At 45.4% G+C, this 19823-nt stretch carries 20 protein-coding genes and 1 riboswitch; of the genes, 13 read left to right on the top strand and 7 right to left on the bottom strand.

Features of this window, described 5'->3' with window-relative positions:
• The first annotated feature begins 3 nt into the window (after nucleotides 1-3).
• Complete coding sequence (locus tag ACPW7N_RS10110) at nucleotides 4-696, top strand: DL-endopeptidase inhibitor IseA family protein (RefSeq protein WP_425650944.1); 693 nt, start codon at nucleotides 4-6, stop codon at nucleotides 694-696.
• A gap of 105 nt (nucleotides 697-801) precedes the next feature.
• Here the strand turns inward: ACPW7N_RS10110 and ACPW7N_RS10105 are convergent, their stop codons facing one another.
• The 6 genes from ACPW7N_RS10105 to ACPW7N_RS10080 all read right to left on the bottom strand — a co-directional run bounded on the left by ACPW7N_RS10105 (nucleotide 802) and on the right by ACPW7N_RS10080 (nucleotide 9943).
• Nucleotides 802-1656: an NAD(P)-dependent oxidoreductase gene (locus ACPW7N_RS10105; protein WP_425650943.1), complete on the bottom strand. Its 855-nt coding sequence runs from the start codon at nucleotides 1654-1656 to the stop codon at nucleotides 802-804.
• Between the two features lie 93 nt (nucleotides 1657-1749).
• Nucleotides 1750-2586 (bottom strand): NAD(P)-binding domain-containing protein, encoded by an 837-nt coding sequence (locus ACPW7N_RS10100; RefSeq protein ID WP_425650941.1) that lies wholly within the window; start codon nucleotides 2584-2586, stop codon nucleotides 1750-1752.
• Between the two features lie 11 nt (nucleotides 2587-2597).
• Nucleotides 2598-3281 (bottom strand): zinc metallopeptidase, encoded by a 684-nt coding sequence (locus ACPW7N_RS10095; RefSeq protein ID WP_425650940.1) that lies wholly within the window; start codon nucleotides 3279-3281, stop codon nucleotides 2598-2600.
• 153 nt (nucleotides 3282-3434) lie between these two features.
• Nucleotides 3435-7973, bottom strand: coding sequence for a glutamate synthase-related protein (locus ACPW7N_RS10090; protein WP_425650939.1), 4539 nt, complete (start codon nucleotides 7971-7973; stop codon nucleotides 3435-3437).
• A 460-nt stretch (nucleotides 7974-8433) separates the two neighbouring features.
• Nucleotides 8434-8574: a hypothetical protein gene (locus ACPW7N_RS10085; RefSeq protein ID WP_425650938.1), complete on the bottom strand. Its 141-nt coding sequence runs from the start codon at nucleotides 8572-8574 to the stop codon at nucleotides 8434-8436.
• A gap of 76 nt (nucleotides 8575-8650) precedes the next feature.
• Entirely contained in the window at nucleotides 8651-9943 is a 1293-nt protein-coding gene (locus ACPW7N_RS10080; RefSeq protein WP_425650937.1) for a glutamate-1-semialdehyde 2,1-aminomutase, read from the bottom strand.
• Nucleotides 9944-10127: 184 nt separating this feature from the next.
• Here ACPW7N_RS10080 and ACPW7N_RS10075 point away from each other — a divergent pair, with 184 nt between their 5' ends.
• The 5 genes from ACPW7N_RS10075 to ACPW7N_RS10055 all read left to right on the top strand — a co-directional run bounded on the left by ACPW7N_RS10075 (nucleotide 10128) and on the right by ACPW7N_RS10055 (nucleotide 13771).
• Nucleotides 10128-11138 (top strand): ABC transporter ATP-binding protein, encoded by a 1011-nt coding sequence (locus tag ACPW7N_RS10075; protein ID WP_425650936.1) that lies wholly within the window; start codon nucleotides 10128-10130, stop codon nucleotides 11136-11138.
• Nucleotides 11131-11925 carry an ABC transporter permease gene (locus ACPW7N_RS10070; protein ID WP_425650935.1) on the top strand — a complete coding sequence of 265 codons (795 nt, stop codon included), beginning with the start codon at nucleotides 11131-11133 and terminating at the stop codon, nucleotides 11923-11925. The genes ACPW7N_RS10075 and ACPW7N_RS10070 overlap by 8 nt, the downstream gene beginning before the upstream one ends.
• 4 nt (nucleotides 11926-11929) lie before the next feature.
• Nucleotides 11930-12718, top strand: coding sequence for an ABC transporter permease (locus ACPW7N_RS10065; protein WP_425650934.1), 789 nt, complete (start codon nucleotides 11930-11932; stop codon nucleotides 12716-12718).
• Between the two features lie 66 nt (nucleotides 12719-12784).
• Nucleotides 12785-12931: riboswitch (FMN riboswitch) on the top strand.
• Nucleotides 12927-13154, top strand: a complete 228-nt coding sequence (locus ACPW7N_RS10060; protein WP_425650933.1) for a hypothetical protein — start codon at nucleotides 12927-12929, stop codon at nucleotides 13152-13154. (Overlaps the previous riboswitch by 5 nt.)
• A 14-nt stretch (nucleotides 13155-13168) precedes the next feature.
• Nucleotides 13169-13771, top strand: coding sequence for an ECF transporter S component (locus ACPW7N_RS10055; RefSeq protein WP_425650932.1), 603 nt, complete (start codon nucleotides 13169-13171; stop codon nucleotides 13769-13771).
• Nucleotides 13772-13824: 53 nt separating this feature from the next.
• On the opposite strand, the gene ACPW7N_RS10050 is transcribed toward ACPW7N_RS10055, so the two are convergent.
• Nucleotides 13825-14445, bottom strand: a complete 621-nt coding sequence (locus ACPW7N_RS10050; protein ID WP_425650931.1) for a helix-turn-helix domain-containing protein — start codon at nucleotides 14443-14445, stop codon at nucleotides 13825-13827.
• Between the two features lie 183 nt (nucleotides 14446-14628).
• Between ACPW7N_RS10050 and bcp the strand changes: the two genes are divergently transcribed.
• The 7 genes from bcp to ACPW7N_RS10015 all read left to right on the top strand — a co-directional run.
• Nucleotides 14629-15099: a thioredoxin-dependent thiol peroxidase gene (bcp, locus tag ACPW7N_RS10045; RefSeq protein WP_425650930.1), complete on the top strand. Its 471-nt coding sequence runs from the start codon at nucleotides 14629-14631 to the stop codon at nucleotides 15097-15099.
• A gap of 30 nt (nucleotides 15100-15129) precedes the next feature.
• The gene (locus ACPW7N_RS10040; protein ID WP_425650929.1) at nucleotides 15130-16185 is read left to right on the top strand and encodes a M42 family metallopeptidase; all 1056 of its coding nucleotides are present in this window, start codon (nucleotides 15130-15132) and stop codon (nucleotides 16183-16185) included.
• 12 nt (nucleotides 16186-16197) lie between these two features.
• Nucleotides 16198-16962 (top strand): class I SAM-dependent methyltransferase, encoded by a 765-nt coding sequence (locus ACPW7N_RS10035; protein ID WP_425650928.1) that lies wholly within the window; start codon nucleotides 16198-16200, stop codon nucleotides 16960-16962.
• A gap of 54 nt (nucleotides 16963-17016) precedes the next feature.
• The gene (locus ACPW7N_RS10030; RefSeq protein WP_425651074.1) at nucleotides 17017-17565 is read left to right on the top strand and encodes a cob(I)yrinic acid a,c-diamide adenosyltransferase; all 549 of its coding nucleotides are present in this window, start codon (nucleotides 17017-17019) and stop codon (nucleotides 17563-17565) included.
• A gap of 294 nt (nucleotides 17566-17859) precedes the next feature.
• Nucleotides 17860-18477 (top strand): endonuclease III, encoded by a 618-nt coding sequence (gene nth / locus ACPW7N_RS10025; protein ID WP_425651073.1) that lies wholly within the window; start codon nucleotides 17860-17862, stop codon nucleotides 18475-18477.
• Nucleotides 18478-18805: 328 nt separating this feature from the next.
• Nucleotides 18806-19243 (top strand): peroxide-responsive transcriptional repressor PerR, encoded by a 438-nt coding sequence (gene perR / locus ACPW7N_RS10020; RefSeq protein WP_425650927.1) that lies wholly within the window; start codon nucleotides 18806-18808, stop codon nucleotides 19241-19243.
• Between the two features lie 167 nt (nucleotides 19244-19410).
• A partial coding sequence (locus ACPW7N_RS10015) for a stalk domain-containing protein (RefSeq protein ID WP_425650926.1) occupies nucleotides 19411-19823 on the top strand: 413 nt, incomplete at its 3' end.

The following is a 19823-nucleotide window of genomic DNA, read 5'->3' as shown; positions in this document are numbered from 1 at the left end:
ATTATGAAAAAAGTAAAAACGTATGCCTGTATTATCGCATTATCCGGTGCGGTCAGTATGCTTTCGGCCTGTACGCAAAGTTCACAGCCTGATCCGGCAGCACCGACAACAACCACAGAACAGCAACCAGCAGCAACTGATCCTTCTGCAAGTGGCCATGAAACGGCCGTTCAGCCCGCAGATCAGCCTGTAGATGCAAATCCAGATCAACCAGTAGCTGAAACTCCACAATCAATTGAAAATATGGATGAAAAAGCTGTTGTACAATTGGCCGTTGATGCGATGAGTCATTTCTGGTTTGTGTCTGGCGGCGGAACCTATCCAGACGGAGTGGAAATTGAAAGTTTCTCCGAGGGAGATATGTTCTATCGTTTCATGGGTCCTGACCTTGATACCAAAGAGGAATTGTTGACCTACTTGCAGGAAACGTACACTAAGGAAGCAAGTGAGCAAATGTTTGAGCAGTTTGGTTTTATCCAACGAGACGGTAGGTTAGCTCAACCGGATGCAGATTTCGGCAGTCTGTTGGAATGGGAAAAAGCACAACCTTCGTTAATCGAGGATAAAGGCGATCGGAAGAAATACGAGTTGAAAGTTCCGTTTGGAGAAGAAGGAGAATTCGAGCTAGTACTGGTTACGGTTCGCAAAGTGAAAGGCATTGGCTGGAAAGTAGAAGAACCACACGGCATGCTGTAAAACGTAAAAAAGCGGTCTGTTCTCTAAACACGAGCAGACCGCTTTTTGTAGTTAGTATGGGGCCCCGCCCGATGCCAGCGATAGCTTGTATCGAGTGGGTATTTCCTATCTCTTACCTGCCAGGAATCCGAGAATCGCCATGACGTCCTGATCGCCATATCCATCTTGCAATGCAGACTGGTAGGCGCCATTCACGGTTTCCGCCAGTGGGAAAGCTGCTCCTGCTTCCTGAGCCAATCGTAAGTCTTTGGCCATATGCTTTAACGCAAAGGCAGCAGGGAATTCGTTGGCAAGGATGTTTGGTAATTTCATCCGAGCGATTGGAGTACCTACTGCACTCTCCGTAATTATGTTCAGCATGTCTTCTGTCTTGATTCCTCGTTGATTGGCAAACAGTACTGTCTCCGCAAGCCCTTGAACCGTAATCCCGAGCAAAAGATTGATCGCAAGCTTCGCATTGCTTCCTGAGCCGTTGCCGCCAAGGTGCAACGCCATTTTGCCAAGTACAGCAAAAATGCCTTTCACTTTTTCAAATGTGTCCGTATCTCCGCCAGCCATGATAATCAATGTGCCGTCTGTTGCTGGCTTTACGCTGCCTGAAACAGGGGCATCCATGAAGGATACGCCCTTCTCGGAACATTGATTAGCCAGGAATTGCGAAGTTTGCGGAGAGACTGTGCTCATATCAATAGCGATTTTTCCTGCTGTAGCACCAGCAAGGAAGCTGTCAGGACCCGTATAGATTTCTTTCACCGCAGCGTCATCGCTAACCATTGTAATAACCACATCAGAGGTCTTGTAAAGGTCTGCAGGCTTGTCTACGAAGCTGGCCCCCAATGCAAGTAACTGCTCTGCTTTTGCTCTGGTTCGGTTGTAAAGTGCAACTTCGAAACCAGCACGAATAAGATTGGAGACCATGGGAATCCCCATGTTTCCCAAACCGATCCATCCGATTTTCATACAAATCTGTCCTTTCCATCCGGTTGTCTATGTACAAGCTCTAGTATAACAAAAGATTTTCGTTAACCAATACGAACCGAAATGGAAGGAATATTATGAGAACTGCTCATCAACTCGATTTTTTAACAGGCTGTGCTTCTGCTCCGTCATATCGAGAAGTTCATCGAATGCTTGAGGCAGTGTCTTGCCAAGAACAGACAGTCCTTCTTCTGTAATGCCGCCTTTGGTTGCCACTCGTTCAATCATCTCGTCGAAGCCCATTTTTTCCGCATCTAACAGAAGAGCCGTACCTAACAGTGTTTCGACCAGGAGACTTCTGTAAGTTTCGAGTGAGAGCTCAGGTGTTTTGCGGGAAGCTGCTTGTGCGAACTGTTCCATCATACCAGCAATCAAACCGGGGGCACTGCTGGTCAAAATCGTTGCCGTCTCAATCGCAGATTCCGTAATCTCAAACGCTTTGCCGATTGCTTGGAGCAGTTGTACAAGCTGCTCTTTCTGTACCGGAGCAACACACTCATGGGAAGCGAAGAGAGAGACCCCATGCAACTCCTGTGAGGTTACGGTTGGTATCACTTTTGATACGGGGCCTTCGTATATACCTGCCAAATGAGCAAGGCTGACGCCAGCAGCAACTGAAACGATGTGGGTTTCAGGTTTTGTGAACGGCTTTACCTGCATAAGCAAGGGAGAAATGTCTAGCGGTTTGGTGCACAGGAACAAAATATCTGATGCTTTGCAGACGTCGGCCAATTCATGACAGACAACAAAGGGGTATTGTTCAGCTAACAATTCTGTTTTGGAAACAGTGCGGTTATAGACAAAAAGCTGGGCAGGGTGGATCACTTTGCTTTTCAGCAATCCTTTCACCAGCATACTGCCCATACTGCCAAGACCAATAATGCCTACGTTCATTGTGTTGGAGACCTCCATGGTGGTTTTGATTAATCGTCGTCGGAGCTGTTAAAGATCATGACGTATTTCAACAATTCCAGAAGGGAGATCAGAGCGGCAGCTACATAGGTAAGTGCGGCAGCACCGAGAACCTTGCGGACACCTTCCTCCTCGAAGTTGCGGATGAAGCCCATTTGCACCATGAGTGCTCTTGCACGGCTGCTCGCATTGAACTCAACAGGCAGGGTAACCAGTTGAAAAGCGACAACGGCACTAAAGAAGATAATCCCGAGTAAAATCAGGTTTGCTGCGTGAAACAAGAAACCGGCAATAAGCAGAAATGGTGCAATACCAGAGGCAATTCTTGTTACAGGAAAGATGCGGTGACGGGTTACCAGCATCGGATAAGATACCTTGTGCTGGATGGCATGGCCCACTTCATGGCAGGCTACAGAAATCGCCGAAATCGAGTTGCTGAAATAGACCGGGTCTGACAAGCGAACGGCTTTGGCAATCGGATCGTAGTGGTCGGTCAACGTACCTGGCACATGCTGCACCGGAATGTGCGATAAACCGTTGGCATCAAGCATGCGGCGGGCGGCCTCTGCTCCAGTGATACCGGATGAAACGGCAACATCAGAGTATCTGTTGAAAGTACCCTTGACGCGGAATTGTGCCCAGAGAGACAATCCAAAAGCGATAATAATCAAGAAGTCCATTGGATGGAAAAACACGTTGAATCAACTCCTTTTTATTTACGGGAACTCCCCTTAATTACTAGGATATCACACTAGTACATACGAATTCGTGCATATGAAGTTTCGACTTTGTCGGCAAATAAGTTGCAAAAAAGAACCTCCAAAAAATGGAGGTTCAAAGGCAATGCCTTATTCAGTAGATACAGAAGGGTCTGCCTGTTCTTTGCGTGGAGAAATCACCAGGAAGTTCTGAGCCGCATTCTCAATGAGACTTTGGATGCGAGCAGCAGTTTCGTATTGCTCAGTAGCAAGCAACTCTTCCTTATACGCTGTCAGGAGTTCCTGAACATCGGCAACTCCTTTGTTATCGAGATTGTAGAGGAATACTTTGGCACCTTTCGCAATCCGACGTTGCAACGCTGCTTTGTCAAAGCCCAGCTCTGGCTGGATGCGTACGTATACGGAACCACCAGTCATACCTGCACAAATCCATGGACCTGGGTCACCCAATACAACAGCCCGACCATTTGTCATATATTCGAAGGCAAAGCCTTTGATATTCGCACGGGCACCAATCCCGCCAAGATCATCCCGGATGGGGCCTTGCAACTCGCCGCCGAACACAACATCTGCACCGGAGAGACGGATGCAAGCACGGGAATCTGCGTTACCCTGCACGATAAATAGCCCTTTTTGAGCGCCGTAGCAGAAGCTTTTTCCTACTGAACCATTGATATAAGCGCCATATTTACCTTTTTCTTTCAGGATCGCAACACGACCACCGAATCCGGTTTTACCGACACCATCCTGGCCTCCGCCTTGGACTCGAATATTGACCCCTTGTGCATTGTAAGCAGCCAAACCGTTACCAGGGACACTGCCTGAGGTGAAATTCAGATTTACTTCCGGCAAGTTGACATAGCTTCCATCCAGGTGTTTTTCCACCCGAGCACCTGACCAGCGGCTGCCGAGAACACGCTCGCCAGAGAGAATGCCGTTAAATGTCACTCGAATCGGTCCTGCAGCATTGAAATAGTTGGCGTCAGCTTCTTCGGCAACCCCGCCAACAGCGACAGGAACCAGCGTTCCTTTGGAAGATTGATTGGCAAACGTTACTTGTGAGGATAGTGGATGCACAGCCAGCAATGCGGCGAGATCCATTTGGTTCAAGCCACGAGCCTGCACTAATAAGTCAGAACGGCCAACCAGATCTTGAGTATTTGAAAATCCTAGTTCAGCCGTAATACTGCGTACTTCCTCACCGAATAAAGTAAAGAATCGTTTTAACCCGTTAATAGCAAGGTCAAGCTGACGAGGCACGAAGCGGCGGAGCCCTTTCTCGTGAGCTTCTTCCATCGAGTCAATTTGCGTAGCAATCCCGACGTGACATGTATCAAGGTGACAACCACGGCACGTAGTACAACCAACAGCAATCATTGCCAGTGTACCGAATCCGATACGGTTAGCACCGAGAAGCATCAGCTTCATTACGTCTGCAGCACTTTTCACACCGCCGTCTGCCCAGATTTCCACCTGGTCACGTAATCCTGCTTCAAGAAGGGCGTTGTGTGCAGCTTTCACACCGATTTCAGCAGGGAGTCCGACGTGTTGCAGAGCATGGACACGAGCAGCACCAGTACCACCATCAAAACCTGACAGGGTAATGTAGTCCGCACCTGCTTTGGCTACGCCCACCGCAATGGTACCGATGTTGGGAACGATAGGAACCTTTACACACACTTTTGCCTGTGCGTTTGCTGTTTTTAATTCAGTGATCATTTGAGCAAGGTCTTCGATGGAGTAAATATCGTGATTGTTGGAAGGTGAGATCAAATCTGAGCCCACTGTTGCGTTACGTGCCGCTGCAATTTTCTCGGTAACTTTGGAAGCAGGCAAATGGCCGCCTTCGCCCGGTTTTGCTCCTTGACCAATCTTGATTTCCAACAGGTATGAAGAGTTAGCCAATTCAATATTGACCCCGAAACGTCCGGACGCCACCTGAATTCCCCGTGTACGCGGATATTTGCCCAACATGTCTTTGATTTCGCCGCCTTCACCGTTCATGCTGATCATGTTCAGTTGATCGGCTGCTTCCGCATAGGCACGGAAGGCGGTTTCGTTTTGCGATCCGAATGACATGGAAGAAATGATAAACGGCAGCGAATGATCGCCAACCCCGATGTTTACCGCTTCTGGCTCGATCGGAGTACTTCCTTCGAATTGAATGTCTGTCAAATGACGAATCGCAATCGGATTTTCACGTTCGGTTTCGTCCAGTTTTAACGCATAGTCTGCATAAGGAATTTCACCAGCAGCAATTTGCCCGATCAGCTTCCACAGACGTGGGAAGATATGAAATGTTTTGCTTTCACGAGCGCCTTCATTGGCAAAATCAAGGGCACGCTGTTTGCTGTCTGCTTCCAAATCACTAAACGATGTGCCAGCCTGTTCTGAGCCGCAGAAGTTTACGATAGACAATACGTTGGCTACGTCTTTATGAAGCCCGATTGAAGAGAACAAACGACCATAGCCCCGCAATTCATGGATACCAATGGTAGAAATGACTTTCTCGATGCCTTTAGTCAGCGTCGTGTACAGGTTTGCTACCGATTTTGTTTGTCCCTTGGCGTATCCAAGTGCAAACAGGACGTAAGGAGAGAGTGCGTCCGCACCTGATCCGAGCAGCAAACAGATATCATGGAGCGAGCGGATTGCCCCGGAGCGAACGATAATGCTGCACTTACGGCGCAGATTCGACCCGTCCGTTGTCTCACTCGTTTTCAATGCTTTATCAATTTTTGCGGTCACAAGCAATGGATCAATCCAGCAATGACCGTCTCTATGTGCTTGCGTGTCGTCCAGCAAAAGCAGTGCAGCACCATTTTTAGCCGCTTGCACAGCTTCTTGTGCAATCCGTTCGAGACCTGCTGCGAGCCCTTCTTCTTCAGCAAAATGGGTTGACAGGATGACGACGCTAGAAGGGTTGTCGTTAAAGGTCATCACCAGTTGTTCCAGTGTGTATGTTCCTTGATCCTGAGCAAGCTGCTGAAGTGATTGTCCCTCGAATAAAAGAGGCGAAGGCAATTCAATGCGTTTGCCGGAAACTTGTTTTGATGAAAATTCCGCACGTGGACCAATGATGACACGAGTAGAGAAATGTTCGATCTCCCGCTCACGGTCAATGGCTGGATTGGTTACGACGGCTACGCTTTCCTTGATGAAGTCAGCGATATTTTGACGTTCTTTGGAGAGCGCAGCAAGTGGACCGTCATGCCCGAGCGAGCGGATTGGTTCCACGCCATTGGAGGCGATCTGTTCAATTAATTGAATTTGTTCACGATCCCAACCGAAGGCGCTGAATACCGCAGAAGTTGGTTCCGGCATATCAGGTTCAGCAGTGCACGATTCTGCTTTGTAATCAAAGTAGAGATGAGAACGGCTTCCGCTGAATTCTGCTTTTTCACGGAAACGCTCTAATACTTTTTGTTGGAGGTCATGATGATAAACGACTTCAATTCCTTCATTTGGCAATAGAGTGATCCCTACTTTTTCACCAGGTGCAATTGATTTCGGTTCTCTGACCATGTCCCGAACGTTTATGACCCCTTGTTCAGAAGAGAAGTAAAAGGAAGTTTCGCTCTCCACCATCCAGAGCGGGCGCAAACCAAGTGAATCCACGCTAAATACGCACTCATGACCATAGCGAGAAACGATCCCGGCAGGCCCTTGTGCAAAGTGCCCCCAAGCTTGGCGCAAGGTCACGTACAAATCCTGAAGATCCTGAGAGAAGCCTTTCATCTCATGGTGAATAGGAGGGAAAACGACCTCCAATGCTTCAAATAAACTAAATCGATATCGATGAATGAATGTTTCGATTGTTCTGTTTAGATTTTGGGAATCACTTCCGCCCACAACCAGTGGAACACCAAGCATTTCAGCTTCTTCTTCCAGCTTGCTGATGGTGTTGATTTCACCGTTATGTCCTAACAGGGAGAATGGTTGGACACGGAAAAAGTTAGACAGTGTATTTGTTGAATAACGATTATGACCAATGGTTACGCTTGTAGCAAAATCAGCGTGATTCAGATCGGCGAAGTACTTGGGCAGGATATTGGCAGCGCCCATCACTTTATAAGCGGCAGAATAAGGGCTCAGGGAAGCGACATGAACATTGTATTGTTCCTCGATCGCTACGTGAGCTTCAAATAATCGGGCAGCATAGGCGGCACCTTCGGCAAAAGGAGCATTCTCTTGTGGAATGATAGCGATTTGCCAGAAGGAAGGCTCATCGAGTTTACCATTTTTGCCGAGAACCTCGGAATGCACCTGATCGACACGTTCTAATACGATGTGCAATTGATGGTTAGCAAAAATTTGGCGAATGCCTTCTTTTACTGCCAATTCATCGTGATCTTTGCGAGGTACGAATATATGTGCAACAGCAAAACGGGAACTAAAGCTAAGTTCTGCCTCCAGATTTGCTTGGTGCAGATACTGGCTCCACAGCACACGTGGAATATCTGTAAGCAATCCGCAACCATCACCTTCTCCATCAATAAAGCCGGAGCGGTGTTCCATTTGGATAAGGGAGCGGATGGTTTCGTCCAGGTTCTTTCGAGAGGCCTTCCCCGATTTTTCGATGATACAGATAATTCCACAGCTATCATGTTCAATCGCTTGATAACCTTGGAATTGCTCAATGATTTCTCTTTTCTCTTTTCTCTCCATTGTTTGGTCAGATAGACTGACCCTCCACCTCCTTCATGAAAGATCCACTGGACGCACACTTTAGTCCTTTCCAGTAAAAGTACCATAAGAATAACATGAATAAAGGGGCTAAACAAGAATGCTTGTGGTTAATTATACGAATGTAAGCGTTTTTATGCGAAAAATATTTTATTCTCTTCCGTGAGAAATATAGGCGAATGACGAATTTTGTTTTTAAAAATGAAAATTTCATTCGGATTTTGTTGATAAAACAATATTTACTGAAAAGAACGTACGGCTATTTCTACATGTGCAGAAGAGAATGAAAATTCCGTTTTATCCATAAAATGAATACGGTATACATCGTGTAGCTTGTTATCACGTGAAAGCGATAAATGGAAATAAAGCGATAATAATAGAAAACACCCTTCATGAAGCGAAGGGTGTTCAAGTTGTGATTGCATGTTTATTCCACAGATGGTCATTTGCTTTCCTGTGGTTTATGATGCTCGGTCAGGCGGGGCTTCTGGAAACCTGTGACCTCCATCATTTTTGAGCCCATTTTTGGGTCTTGAATTGTTTTTTCAGGAGCTTGTGGAAAAGACTTTTCGCCTTTGGACATATGTACCTCCTATTACAGGCGTTCACCGCCCGAGTTTTCGAAGTCACAAGTAGTATGTCCAACAACAGAAATGATCTTATCGGTTTAATTTAGCAAAGGAACGGTCCACTGCGGCGATGGTTTCTCTGATGTCCTCTTCGGTGTGTGCAGTTGTGACGAACCATGCTTCGTATTTGGATGGTGCAAGGCAAATGCCTTCGTCCAACAGAAGACGGAAGAAGCGTGCAAATTGTTCACCATCTGCATTCTGTGCCCCTTCATAATCCGTCACCGGTTGATCCGTGAAATAAACGGCAAGTGCTCCTTTTACACGGTTAATTTGAATGGTAATATGGTGGCGGTCCGCAGCCTCTCGGATTCCATTCTCCAGAATACCGCCCAATCGATCCAATTCTTCATATACACCTGGTTGTTTCAGCACCTCCAGGCAAGCGATTCCTGCCGAGATTGATGCAGGATTACCAGCCATCGTTCCTGCTTGATACGCAGGTCCCAGCGGAGCCACCTGTTCCATGATTTCCCGCTTACCGCCGTATGCGCCGATCGGAAGTCCGCCGCCAATGATCTTGCCTAACGCTGTTAAATCGGGATCCATGCCAAGCAGATTTTGTGCGCCGCCATAACAGAAACGGAATGCCGTGATTACTTCATCATAAATTACTAAGGTGCCATGTTCCTTCGCCAGTTTGGATACATGCTCCAAAAAGCCCGGCTGTGGCATTACAATTCCGAAGTTGCCGACAATTGGTTCTACTAAAATGGCTGCTGTTTCATTTCCCCATTTACTGATCGCATCCGTGAAGGCGTCAGGATCGTTGAATGGGATGGTAATTACTTCATTTGCAATACTTTGGGGAATTCCTGCGCTATCGGGAATACCTAAAGTAGATGGGCCGGAGCCTGCTGCGACGAGTACTAGGTCAGAATGTCCGTGATAGCATCCGGCGAACTTCATAATTTTGGTTCTGCCTGTATAGGCCCTGGCGACACGGATGCAGGTCATGACAGATTCCGTCCCGGAGTTGTTGAAGCGAATCAGCTCCATCGAGGGAATCGCTTCCCGGATCATGTGAGCAAAGTCAATTTCCCAAGGAGTAGGTGTGCCGTAGAGGGTGCCATTCTCTGCTGCTCGGGTGATTGCTTGTGTAATGTGCGGATGAGCATGCCCTGTAATGATAGGGCCGTAAGCAGCCAAATAATCGATATATCGGTTTCCGTCTACATCCCAGAAATAAGCGCCTTTTGCTCTCTCCATGACAACCGGAGCGCCTCCGCCAACTGCCTTGAATGAACGGGAAGGGCTATTTACTCCACCGACAATGACTCCGGTAGCTTGTTCAAATAATTGTTGAGATTTTTCGCGATTCATTATGTATTCCTCTCTTTCTTCTTTACTGGCTTGCGTTGATACAATCGATGAACAGTCAAATCTTATGATAACACACCTGATGATGTGGGAGTTTTGCATTTTGGGCTTTGCAAAAATATGGGATACTAATATACACTTACAAGTGTAAAGTTACTTAATTTTTATATAGTGAGGACGTGCAGTCATGATCCATGTGAAAGGATTGCAGAAAGTATTCCGCATCCATCAGGCGAGATCGGGTCTTGCAGGAGCATTTCGAGACTTGTTTAATCGTGAATATAAAACGGTTCGAGCAGTAGATGGTGTTTCGTTTGATGTAGAGCCTGGCGAAATGTTTGCCTTGATTGGTGAGAATGGGGCTGGGAAATCGACGACAATCAAAATGCTTACGGGCATTTTGACTCCATCAGATGGGGAGATTCAAATTAACGGCTATGTTCCTTTCAAGGAACGGGAGAAATACGTGAAATCTATCGGGGTTGTATTTGGTCAGCGCTCACAACTATGGTGGGATTTATCGCCGATGGAGTCGTTCCGTTTGCTTCGTCATGTGTATCAAATGGAAGAGACGGCGGGTAAACTGTGGCTCGACCGCTTAATTGAAGAGTTGGACATTGGTTCATTTATCAATCAACCGGTACGCAAGCTCAGTTTGGGTCAACGGATGCGGTGTGAAATTGCAGCTTCACTGATTCATAAGCCTGCCTTGTTGTTTTTGGATGAACCGACAGTTGGTCTGGATGTTTTGGTGAAACAAAAGATTCGTGAATTCCTCAAGAACTTAAATGAAACGGAGAAAATGACCATTCTGCTTACCACGCATGATGTGTCAGATATTGAAGCGCTTTGTAAACGAGTGCTTGTAATGGACCAAGGCAAACTTATCTTTGACGGGCAGCTCACAGACTTGAAGGAGAAGTGGGGCGGAGGGACAGAGGTCGTTTTTCAGTTCAAACGCAAGATTTCCCTCGATCAACTGCGTGTTGTTCTTACTGATTTGCCCTGTGAGCTGGAAGTGGAGAATGAATATGCCATTCGAGTTGTGCTGAAGCGAAGTCAGGAAATGCTTCCGTTTCTTCTTTCTACGGTGATGACGGCGTTGGAAGTAAGTGACGTCAAAATTATGGAATCAAGCACCGAGGATATCGTTCGCAACATTTACAGTACGGATAATGGGGTTGCGAGCTATGGGTAAGTTATACGCAGAGCTAATACGAATTCGTTTCCTGACGATGTTGGCCTATCGAGTAAACTATTACAGTGGAATCATTATTTATGGGATCAACATTGGCGCTTATTACTTCTTGTGGGGAGCTATTTACGGCGAGCAACAGAATTTGGCTGGAATGACTTCGATTCAAATGACGGCTTACGTTGCGATTGCCTGGATGTCCCGAGCTTTTTATTTCAATAATATTGACCAGGAGATCGCCCAGGAAGTGAGGGAAGGAAAGGTAGCCATCGAGATGATCCGTCCTTACAACTATTTGTCTGTGAAGACGGCGCAAGCATTGGGGGAAGGGATCTTTCGTTTCCTGTTTTTTGCCGCACCGGGGATTTTTCTCGTCAGCCTGTTTATTCCGGTTCATTTCCCGTCCTCACTACAGACGTGGGGAATCTATTTGCTAAGTTTGATGATGGCATTCGTAATCAATACACAGATTAATTTACTGACAGGTGTGCTAACCTTTTTCTTCCTGAAAAATGAAGGGATGATGCGGGCGAAGCGCGTTGTATCGGACCTGTTGTCCGGATTAATCCTGCCGATCAGCTTTTTCCCTTTGTGGGCACAATCGATTCTGCACTTTCTTCCTTTCCAGGCGATTAACTATTACCCCAGTATGATTTTTGCAGGGGCGATTGGTGCAGATAAAGCGTGGGAAGTGATCGGGCTGCAAGTGATGTGGGTCCTTCTTCTGTTGTTGCCGATTACAATTCTGTGGCGTCGTGCGAGATACAAGCTCGTCGTGCAAGGAGGGTAATCTGATGAGACAAACCTATGTGTTATTTAGTCAGTATCTCAGTCAGTATTTTAAAGGACGATTAACCTACCGGATGGATTTTGTCGGTGAGTTGATTTCAAATCTTGTCTTTGAAGTGATTAACCTGATTTTTATTCTGGTTGTATTCCAGCACGTCTCCACATTGAAAGACTGGACTCGTGACGAGATTATTTTTATTTACGGTTTTTTCCTGATTCCCTACGCTCTGTTTACGATGTTTTTTGGGTTCTGGGACTTTAACGAACGATATATCATCCGTGGAGAGATGGATCGGGTGCTAACCCGCCCAGTACATAATCTGGTGCAGATTTGTTTGGAATCGATTGCCCCTGACCGGATATTCGGTGTCATTACAGGGATGATTATTATGGGTTATGCAGCTGTTCAGTTGGATCTGGAGTTTGTCTGGTACGATGTTCTCGTGTTTATTGTTTTGGTGATCAGTGCCGTTTTCATCTACGCAGGTGTCTATACGGCGATTGCAGCTGTCAGTTTCTTTTCTGACTCGAGAACGGGAATCGCTCCGATGATCTGGAATATCCAAAACTATGGACGCTATCCAATCAACGTGTACAACAATGTGATCCAGTTTATTCTGAAATGGATTCTGCCATTTGCGTTCGTAGGCTTTTATCCATCGGCCTACTTTCTTCGTAAAGAAACCTGGTACACCTACACGATGCTCACTCCGGTCATGGGGATTATCTTCTTTTCGCTGGGAATCATGATCTGGAACTGGGGAGTGAAAAAGTATCGTGGAGCGGGTTCCTGACGCTTGAGAAAGAATAGTATTGTCAAGGTTGTTCTTTTCCTAGTATAATAGCCACGTGAAAATCACATATTCCTTCAGGGCAGGGTGTAATTCCCGACCGGCGGTGATCACAAAAGTGTAAGCCCGCGAGCCTCAAGCCTTTCGATGGGTAAGAGTGCAGGATCTGGTGAGAATCCAGAGCCGACAGTACAGTCTGGATGGGAGAAGGATGACGACAGTACGTTTGTTCACGTGCTTGTTTGCTTATGCGACTGGCAGAAGCGAAGGGGCTCTTCATTTCTATGAAGTGTCTTTGGTTTCTCGTATCGTTTTGCATAGGTCTCGTCTAGCTACTGCGATGCCCTCGAAGTTACTTAGCTTCGGGGGCTTGTTGTTTGTTGGCGGAAGGTCGTGGCGTCAAACTGTTGCCATTCCTCAAAAGAAGGGAAAACAATAAGAGGAGATGGTCACATGCAACAAACACAACATGTAGGTCAATTGGCAAAAACGAGAAAGTTGGTAGCCATTCCGCTTTTTGCAGCGGTTGCCTTCATTCTTCAGTATCTTGAATTTCCGCTGCCATTGATCCCCACCTTTTTGAAGCTTGATTTCAGTACCTTGCCAGGGTTAATTGGTGGTCTGATGTTTGGTCCAGTAGCGGGCATAATGATTGAACTGATCAAGAATATATTGCATTTGTTGTTGAAAAATACAGATGGTTTGTTAGTTGGGGAAATTGCGAATTTTATTGCTGGAGCCAGTTATATTTCCGTAGCGATTATGATTCAACGGATGATAAACAACAAACTTGGCTTTGCAGTGGGGTTGTCGGTGGGTACTATACTGATGACAGTGATCATGTCGATTGCGAATTACTTCGTTTTGATTCCGGCTTATGCTGCTTTGTACTCCATGCCGGTTGATGCCCTGCTTCAAACCTTCCAAATGAGCAGCTTGTGGTCATTGATCATCAAAGGGATTGCTCCATTTAATATGATTAAGGGTATTGCGGTGGCCATTGTTGCCTATCTGATTTATGTGAAGTTATCACCACGTCTTCGGATGAGTGTATAAAACGAATAAAAGGAGCATCCAAGCGGAATGCTCCTTTTGTTTATACTGTTAATTTACAGTTCATCTGCATCAATGAATGGCTCATCAGCATCATCAGTCGGATCTGGAGCGGAGAGAGGGAAGAGCATGTTTAAAATCTTGAATTTACGACGGTCGGTCGTACTTTTAAGATCTTTGTATTTACGGATAAGCGCATTATATTCGCTAACAAAGGTATTGCGCTCTTCCTTAGTCAAAAATACTTCAGTTACATTATAGGCAAACGTATCCTGGTATTCTTTACGCATATCCACATCACTTGCAACAAAGTGATTCAGTGTACGCATGAGGTCTTTTTCAGTAGTGCGAATCGGTGAGAACATCACATCGCCCAATTGCTGCGCATTCTCTTCAATCATGACACGCAGGTTTACCGTGATCACTTTGGCAATTGGTTGGTAATATTTTTCAACAATCGAACCTTTTACACGAGTATCAACTTGTTCAAGCAAACCCACACGAACCAGTTCTTTCACATGGTAATGTAAGCGGGCAGCATTTTCACCAAGCTCAGTTGCAATTTGTTTTGCTGTACGTGGTTCGAGATCTTCAAACAATTCAAGGATTTTCACACGCTCAGGGATCGCCAGGCATTTAAGCGCTTCCGGGTCTGTCACATCGTAAAACTCTCTCATTAACGATTTCACCGTCCAGATTCTACTAGCATCATTTAATATTTCTTTATAATTTTAATTTACATTATTATATTGTATCTCTTAATTGAAGGATGCGCAATGGACAAGGTTTGATTCTTTCATAGGATGATTTCTTTTGTTAAAATAATACAGACTCTACTTACAGTAAGGAAGGGGAAGCAGATGATCTCTATCGGACAAGATGCACCCGATTTTACATTGGAAGCAAGTAATCATCAGACGATTTCACTTCATGATTTGCGGGGAAAAAATGTCGTCCTGTATTTCTACCCTAAAGATTTAACACCTGGTTGTACAACAGAAGCGTGCGATTTTCGTGATTTTCACTCGGATTTTGGTAAATATAACACAGTCGTCATAGGTATCAGTCCTGATGAAGTGAAGTTGCATGATCGATTTACGCTAAAGCATGAACTGCCCTTCCCGCTCTTGGCAGATACCGATCACAAAGTGGCGGAGGAGTACGGGGTTTGGGTGCTCAAAAAAATGTACGGCAGAGAGTATATGGGGATTGAACGTGCCACGTTCCTGATTGATGAGGAAGGAAAGATTGCACGGATTTGGCCGAAAGTCAAGGTAAAGGGTCATGTGCAGGAAATACTCGAATACATAAAAGAACACAAGCAGAAATAGATACGATGAATAACGAAAGGGAGAGTTGCAATGAGTCGATTACCAATTGATACGATGATTCAAACGTTTTGTACACTGGCTAACATACCAAGTCCTTCTGGTAATACGGAAAAAATTATGGGCTGGATTGCTCAGGAACTCGAGCGCTTGGGAGTACAATTCACTCGTGCGAAAAAAGGTGCAATCATCGCCACTATTCCTGGAGCGGATGATGAGAAACATCGTTTGCTAACAGCGCACGTAGATACATTGGGTGCGATGGTCAAAGAGATCAAGCCTAGCGGCAGACTGAAACTGGCGTTGATTGGCGGTTTTAGTTGGAATGCAGTTGAGGGTGAATACTGCCAGATTGAAGCAGGGGACGGACGAATTTATACAGGCACGATTCTTACGACCAAAGCTTCAGTTCATGTATATGGACGTGAAGCAGAGAAGATGGAGCGTACAGAAAATCTGATGGAAGTTCGTCTCGATGAGAAGGTAACCTCCAAAGAAGACGTACTTGCACTGGGCATTCGTGTAGGTGACTTCGTTTCCTTTGATCCACGAGTGACTGTTACAGAGAGTGGTTTTATCAAGTCCCGCCATCTGGATGACAAGGCAAGTGTTGCCATTTTGTTCGGTATTATTCAACATCTGAAGGATACAGCGACAACTTTACCATACACCACCCATTTTCTAATTAGTAATAATGAAGAAATCGGGTATGGCGGAAACTCGAATATTCCTTCGCAAGTAGTGGAGTATGTAGCTGTTGACATGGGTGCAATCGGGGATGGGCAAACAACGGATGAATATTGTGTTTCTATTTGTGCGAAAGATTCATCTGGCCCGTATCATTACGAGTTGCGCAAGCACTTTGTACGTTTAGCAGAAGAACATGGCTTGAATTATCAGGTTGATATTTATCCTTTCTATGGATCGGATGCAAGTGCTGCGCTTCGAGCAGGGTATGACATTGCGCATGGCTTGATTGGGCCAGGTATCGATGCTTCTCATTCTCATGAACGTACACATCGGGACGCTTTCGAAAACACGGCCAAACTGGTACTTGCCTATATTACATCACCGGAGATGGTCGTCTAGGAGGAACGCAACATGGCAGTCAACATGTATCAATGGGCCGATTATTATGATATTACCCAGCGTGGGGTGACAGGTGATATTCCGTTCTATCTGGACGTAGCTCGTGGGAATCAAGGTGAGGTTCTTGACCTCGCTTGCGGAACGGGGCGCATTACCATCCCGTTAGCTCAGGAGGGGATAGCGGTCACTGGTTTGGATTTGTCCATTGAGATGTTAGAAAGAGCAAAGCGCAAGGCGGAAGTTGCTGGAGTCGTTGACAAGATCAATTTTGTCCAAGGCGATATGCGCACATTCGATTTGCAGAAGAAATTTTCCACGATCATGATCCCGTTTCGTTCATTTTTGCATCTTTTGTACATACAGGACCAAATGAAAGCGCTCGGACGGATTCGTCAGCACTTGCTTCCTGGCGGCAAACTGGTTATGAACGTTTTTGTGCCTAAGATCGATCATCTGTATGAAGAAAGCGAGAAAATGTCCTTGCGGGGAATGTATCCGCTTGAATCAGGTGAGCAAGTGGCGATGTGGGATTACACGATTTATGATCATTTCCAGCAATTGTCGGAAGTGACTAGAACCTATGAACGAATCAGTCCAGACGGGATTGTTCAGGAAAAGGTTGTTGGACGTTTTACACTCCGCTATATTTTCCCTTCAGAGCTGCATCACCTGCTTCGCTTGAATGGATTTAAAGTGGTGCAACGATACGGTTCCTTTGAAAAAGCTCCTTTTGATCAAAAAAGCACGGAGTTGATTTTGGTAGCTGAGGCTCAGTAAGGGGATGTTTGTCGATTTCCGGGGAAATAGGACATGTGGGAAGGGGTATGCATGATGAAGATCTATACAAAGTCTGGAGATAAAGGGGAAACTTCTCTCGTCTATGGTCAGCGTGTCTCAAAACATTCACCGCGGGTGGATGCATACGGCACGTGTGACGAAGCGAATTCTTCCATTGGATTGGCGCTTTCTTTCTTGCCAAGCGGTGATGAGTGGCAGGAGCTCCGCAAAGCATTTCACATCGTGCAAACCAAACTGTTCCATATCGGGGCAGAATTAGCCACACCAACAGGAAAGCAAGTGGGCTGGCCGATAGTTGAGGAAGATGTAGAGTATTTGGAAGGTCAAATTGATACTCTTGATGCAGACTTGCCGCCACTTACGAATTTCATCTTGCCGGGTGGACATCCCGCTGCTGCGGCCATGCATATTGCCCGAACAGTCGTGCGTCGAGCTGAGAGAAAGTCTGTTGAAATCACTGAGACAGAGACGATTAACCCGACGACGATAAAATATCTGAACCGCTTGTCGGATTACCTGTTTGTAGCTGCTCGCTACATTAATCATAAAGCTGGTGAGTCAGAGCAAACGCTGCATCAATAACATCATCGAATGTTATCTTAAAAAAGAAGAGGTCATCATTTGGATGGTCTCTTCTTTTTGCTTTTTTCCATAGGGTTGACGTGGACAGGTTTTCTAGTAAGATCAAATTGCATAGCAAAACGGATATTATTAAATGTGCAACATGCCAAAAATATTGTTGTTACTTTTGATACAGGTATAATAGTGATTAAGGGAGGGGTAAAATAGATGGCCTCAAACTCAGAAAAGAAAGCGGCAGTTCCTGCTACAACCAAAAAGCCAAAAAAACGCCTGAAAAAGGTTAATGTAGATTTCATGCTGGAACAGCTCCAGAGCCTGTATCCTGATGCTCATTGCGAATTGAACTATACAACTCCCTTTGAGTTGTTGATTGCTACCATTTTGTCGGCTCAGTGTACAGATAAACGAGTAAACGAAATAACAGCTACATTATTTACGAAATATAATGAGCCGCATCATTACTTGCACCTCACGCAAGCAGAATTGGAAGAGGAAATTAAAGGACTGGGATTGTTTAAAAATAAAAGTAAAAATATATTGGAAACCTGTCGTATTCTTTATGAAAAGTACAATGGTGAAGTGCCGCAAACCCACGCTGAACTGGAAGCATTGCCAGGAGTAGGGCGCAAGACAGCCAATGTCGTGTTGTCCAATGCATTTGGAATTCCTGCGATTGCCGTTGATACACATGTATTTCGGGTAGGAAACCGACTTGGATTGGCACAAAGCGAAAACGTCGATGAGACGGAACAACAGTTGATGAAACGAATTCCAAAGGACAAGTGGACAGATGCACATCACTGGCTGATCTGGCATGGCCGCAGAATGTGCAGTGCAAGAAATCCCAATTGTACGGAGTGTCCATTAAGTGTTGAATGTGCTCATTTCAAAGCGCAATCAAAACGGTCATGACCGTTTTCACCTCTCATCCCCTCTCATCAGGAAACTGAAACGTCGGGGGGACAGAAACGTGTTGACCACAAATAGTCACATCTACTTTTATGACAAGGTACCTCACGTCACACATGGCATCTACTTCTGTAAAAACGTCGAGACGTTTTTCACATAAAAAAGAGAGCATAAACAATTGACATTTGAAGTAAAATAGTCTTACACTTATTTATAACAATTCTAATAAGATTGTTGTTCGTGGATGATAATTTTTACAGTTTTGTTATTTTTTTGACTAGGGTAAGCGAGTTTTTTGAATATCCAGTATAGATAGTGAGGTGCATGACGTATGACACAGCGAGTAGAAAAAGCAGTGGAAATCCTGAAGAATACTGGGGTTCGAATGACTCCCCAACGTCATGCCATATTAGCATACCTCCTTGAATCCATGACTCATCCGACTGCAGATGAGATTTACAAAGCCTTGGAAGGTAAATTTCCTAATATGAGCGTGGCAACAATTTACAACAATTTACGGGTGTTTAAAGATGCAGGGTTGGTGCGAGAACTAACCTATGGAGATGCTTCCAGTCGTTTTGATGCGAACACCGCTGAAGAACACTACCATATCATCTGTACGGATTGTGGTGCGATTCACGACTTTCACCATCCGTATCTGACTTCAGTGGAAGTGGAAGCAGAAAAACATACGGGCTTTAAGGTCACGGGCCATCGAATGGAGCTTCACGGAATTTGTGAAGAGTGCCAGGGCAAAAAGGCTCACTAATCCAGATGCTTTCAAACGAACATAAGAAGCCGTTCTATCTCAACGAATTGAGGTGGAATGGCTTTTTTCTTTGTTGAAATGGTAAATCTTTTCAGAAGGTTGTGGAAAAGTGGCTGCTGTTTTATCATTAATAGATGACCATTTATTGATAAGGAGGGGAATGGAACGTGGAGCTTGAGTTGAATCGTTCGCCCCGGATGAAACGAAGAAAAAGACCGGTTTTTGGTTTAATTCTATTGCTTGTACTGCTTGTGGCGTCACTTGCTCTCGGATTCTGGTATATGAGCAAGCAGCCGTCAACTGAACAAGTCAAGCCATTTGAAGGTCGCACGAATATAATCGTTCACCAGGGGCAGGTTTATCCTGATTCTTATCTGACTTTGAATGATCAGATCCTGTTGCCGTTTGACTTTATTAAGGAGAAGATCGATCCGACGATCTTTTGGGACGAGGCGAGTCAATCTGTCATTGTGACTACGAAAGATAAGGTCTTGCGTATGGAAAATGACAAGCTTGTGGCGTACTTAAATAAAACACCGGTGAATTTGCGGGTTCCCGTTCAAGTGAATGAGGGAAAGAA

The organism is Brevibacillus nigriterrae, from assembly GCF_049846925.1.
Taxonomy (GTDB): Bacteria; Bacillota; Bacilli; order Brevibacillales; family Brevibacillaceae; genus Brevibacillus_H.
This window is presented reverse-complemented; position numbering and strand designations above follow the sequence as displayed.

Bases quoted from the DNA above. Each gene is read 5' to 3' on its own strand.
- ACPW7N_RS10110 (WP_425650944.1), top strand. From the start codon at position 4: ATGAAAAAAGTAAAAACGTATGCCTGTATTATCGCATTATCCGGTGCG.
- ACPW7N_RS10105 (WP_425650943.1), bottom strand. From the start codon at position 1,656: ATGAAAATCGGATGGATCGGTTTGGGAAACATGGGGATTCCCATGGTC.
- ACPW7N_RS10100 (WP_425650941.1), bottom strand. From the start codon at position 2,586: ATGGAGGTCTCCAACACAATGAACGTAGGCATTATTGGTCTTGGCAGT.
- ACPW7N_RS10090 (WP_425650939.1), bottom strand. From the start codon at position 7,973: ATGGAGAGAAAAGAGAAAAGAGAAATCATTGAGCAATTCCAAGGTTAT.
- ACPW7N_RS10085 (WP_425650938.1), bottom strand. From the start codon at position 8,574: ATGTCCAAAGGCGAAAAGTCTTTTCCACAAGCTCCTGAAAAAACAATT.
- ACPW7N_RS10080 (WP_425650937.1), bottom strand. From the start codon at position 9,943: ATGAATCGCGAAAAATCTCAACAATTATTTGAACAAGCTACCGGAGTC.
- ACPW7N_RS10075 (WP_425650936.1), top strand. From the start codon at position 10,128: ATGATCCATGTGAAAGGATTGCAGAAAGTATTCCGCATCCATCAGGCG.
- ACPW7N_RS10070 (WP_425650935.1), top strand. From the start codon at position 11,131: ATGGGTAAGTTATACGCAGAGCTAATACGAATTCGTTTCCTGACGATG.
- ACPW7N_RS10065 (WP_425650934.1), top strand. From the start codon at position 11,930: ATGAGACAAACCTATGTGTTATTTAGTCAGTATCTCAGTCAGTATTTT.
- ACPW7N_RS10060 (WP_425650933.1), top strand. From the start codon at position 12,927: ATGACGACAGTACGTTTGTTCACGTGCTTGTTTGCTTATGCGACTGGC.
- ACPW7N_RS10055 (WP_425650932.1), top strand. From the start codon at position 13,169: ATGCAACAAACACAACATGTAGGTCAATTGGCAAAAACGAGAAAGTTG.
- ACPW7N_RS10050 (WP_425650931.1), bottom strand. From the start codon at position 14,445: ATGAGAGAGTTTTACGATGTGACAGACCCGGAAGCGCTTAAATGCCTG.
- bcp (WP_425650930.1), top strand. From the start codon at position 14,629: ATGATCTCTATCGGACAAGATGCACCCGATTTTACATTGGAAGCAAGT.
- ACPW7N_RS10040 (WP_425650929.1), top strand. From the start codon at position 15,130: ATGAGTCGATTACCAATTGATACGATGATTCAAACGTTTTGTACACTG.
- ACPW7N_RS10035 (WP_425650928.1), top strand. From the start codon at position 16,198: ATGGCAGTCAACATGTATCAATGGGCCGATTATTATGATATTACCCAG.
- ACPW7N_RS10030 (WP_425651074.1), top strand. From the start codon at position 17,017: ATGAAGATCTATACAAAGTCTGGAGATAAAGGGGAAACTTCTCTCGTC.
- nth (WP_425651073.1), top strand. From the start codon at position 17,860: ATGCTGGAACAGCTCCAGAGCCTGTATCCTGATGCTCATTGCGAATTG.
- perR (WP_425650927.1), top strand. From the start codon at position 18,806: ATGACACAGCGAGTAGAAAAAGCAGTGGAAATCCTGAAGAATACTGGG.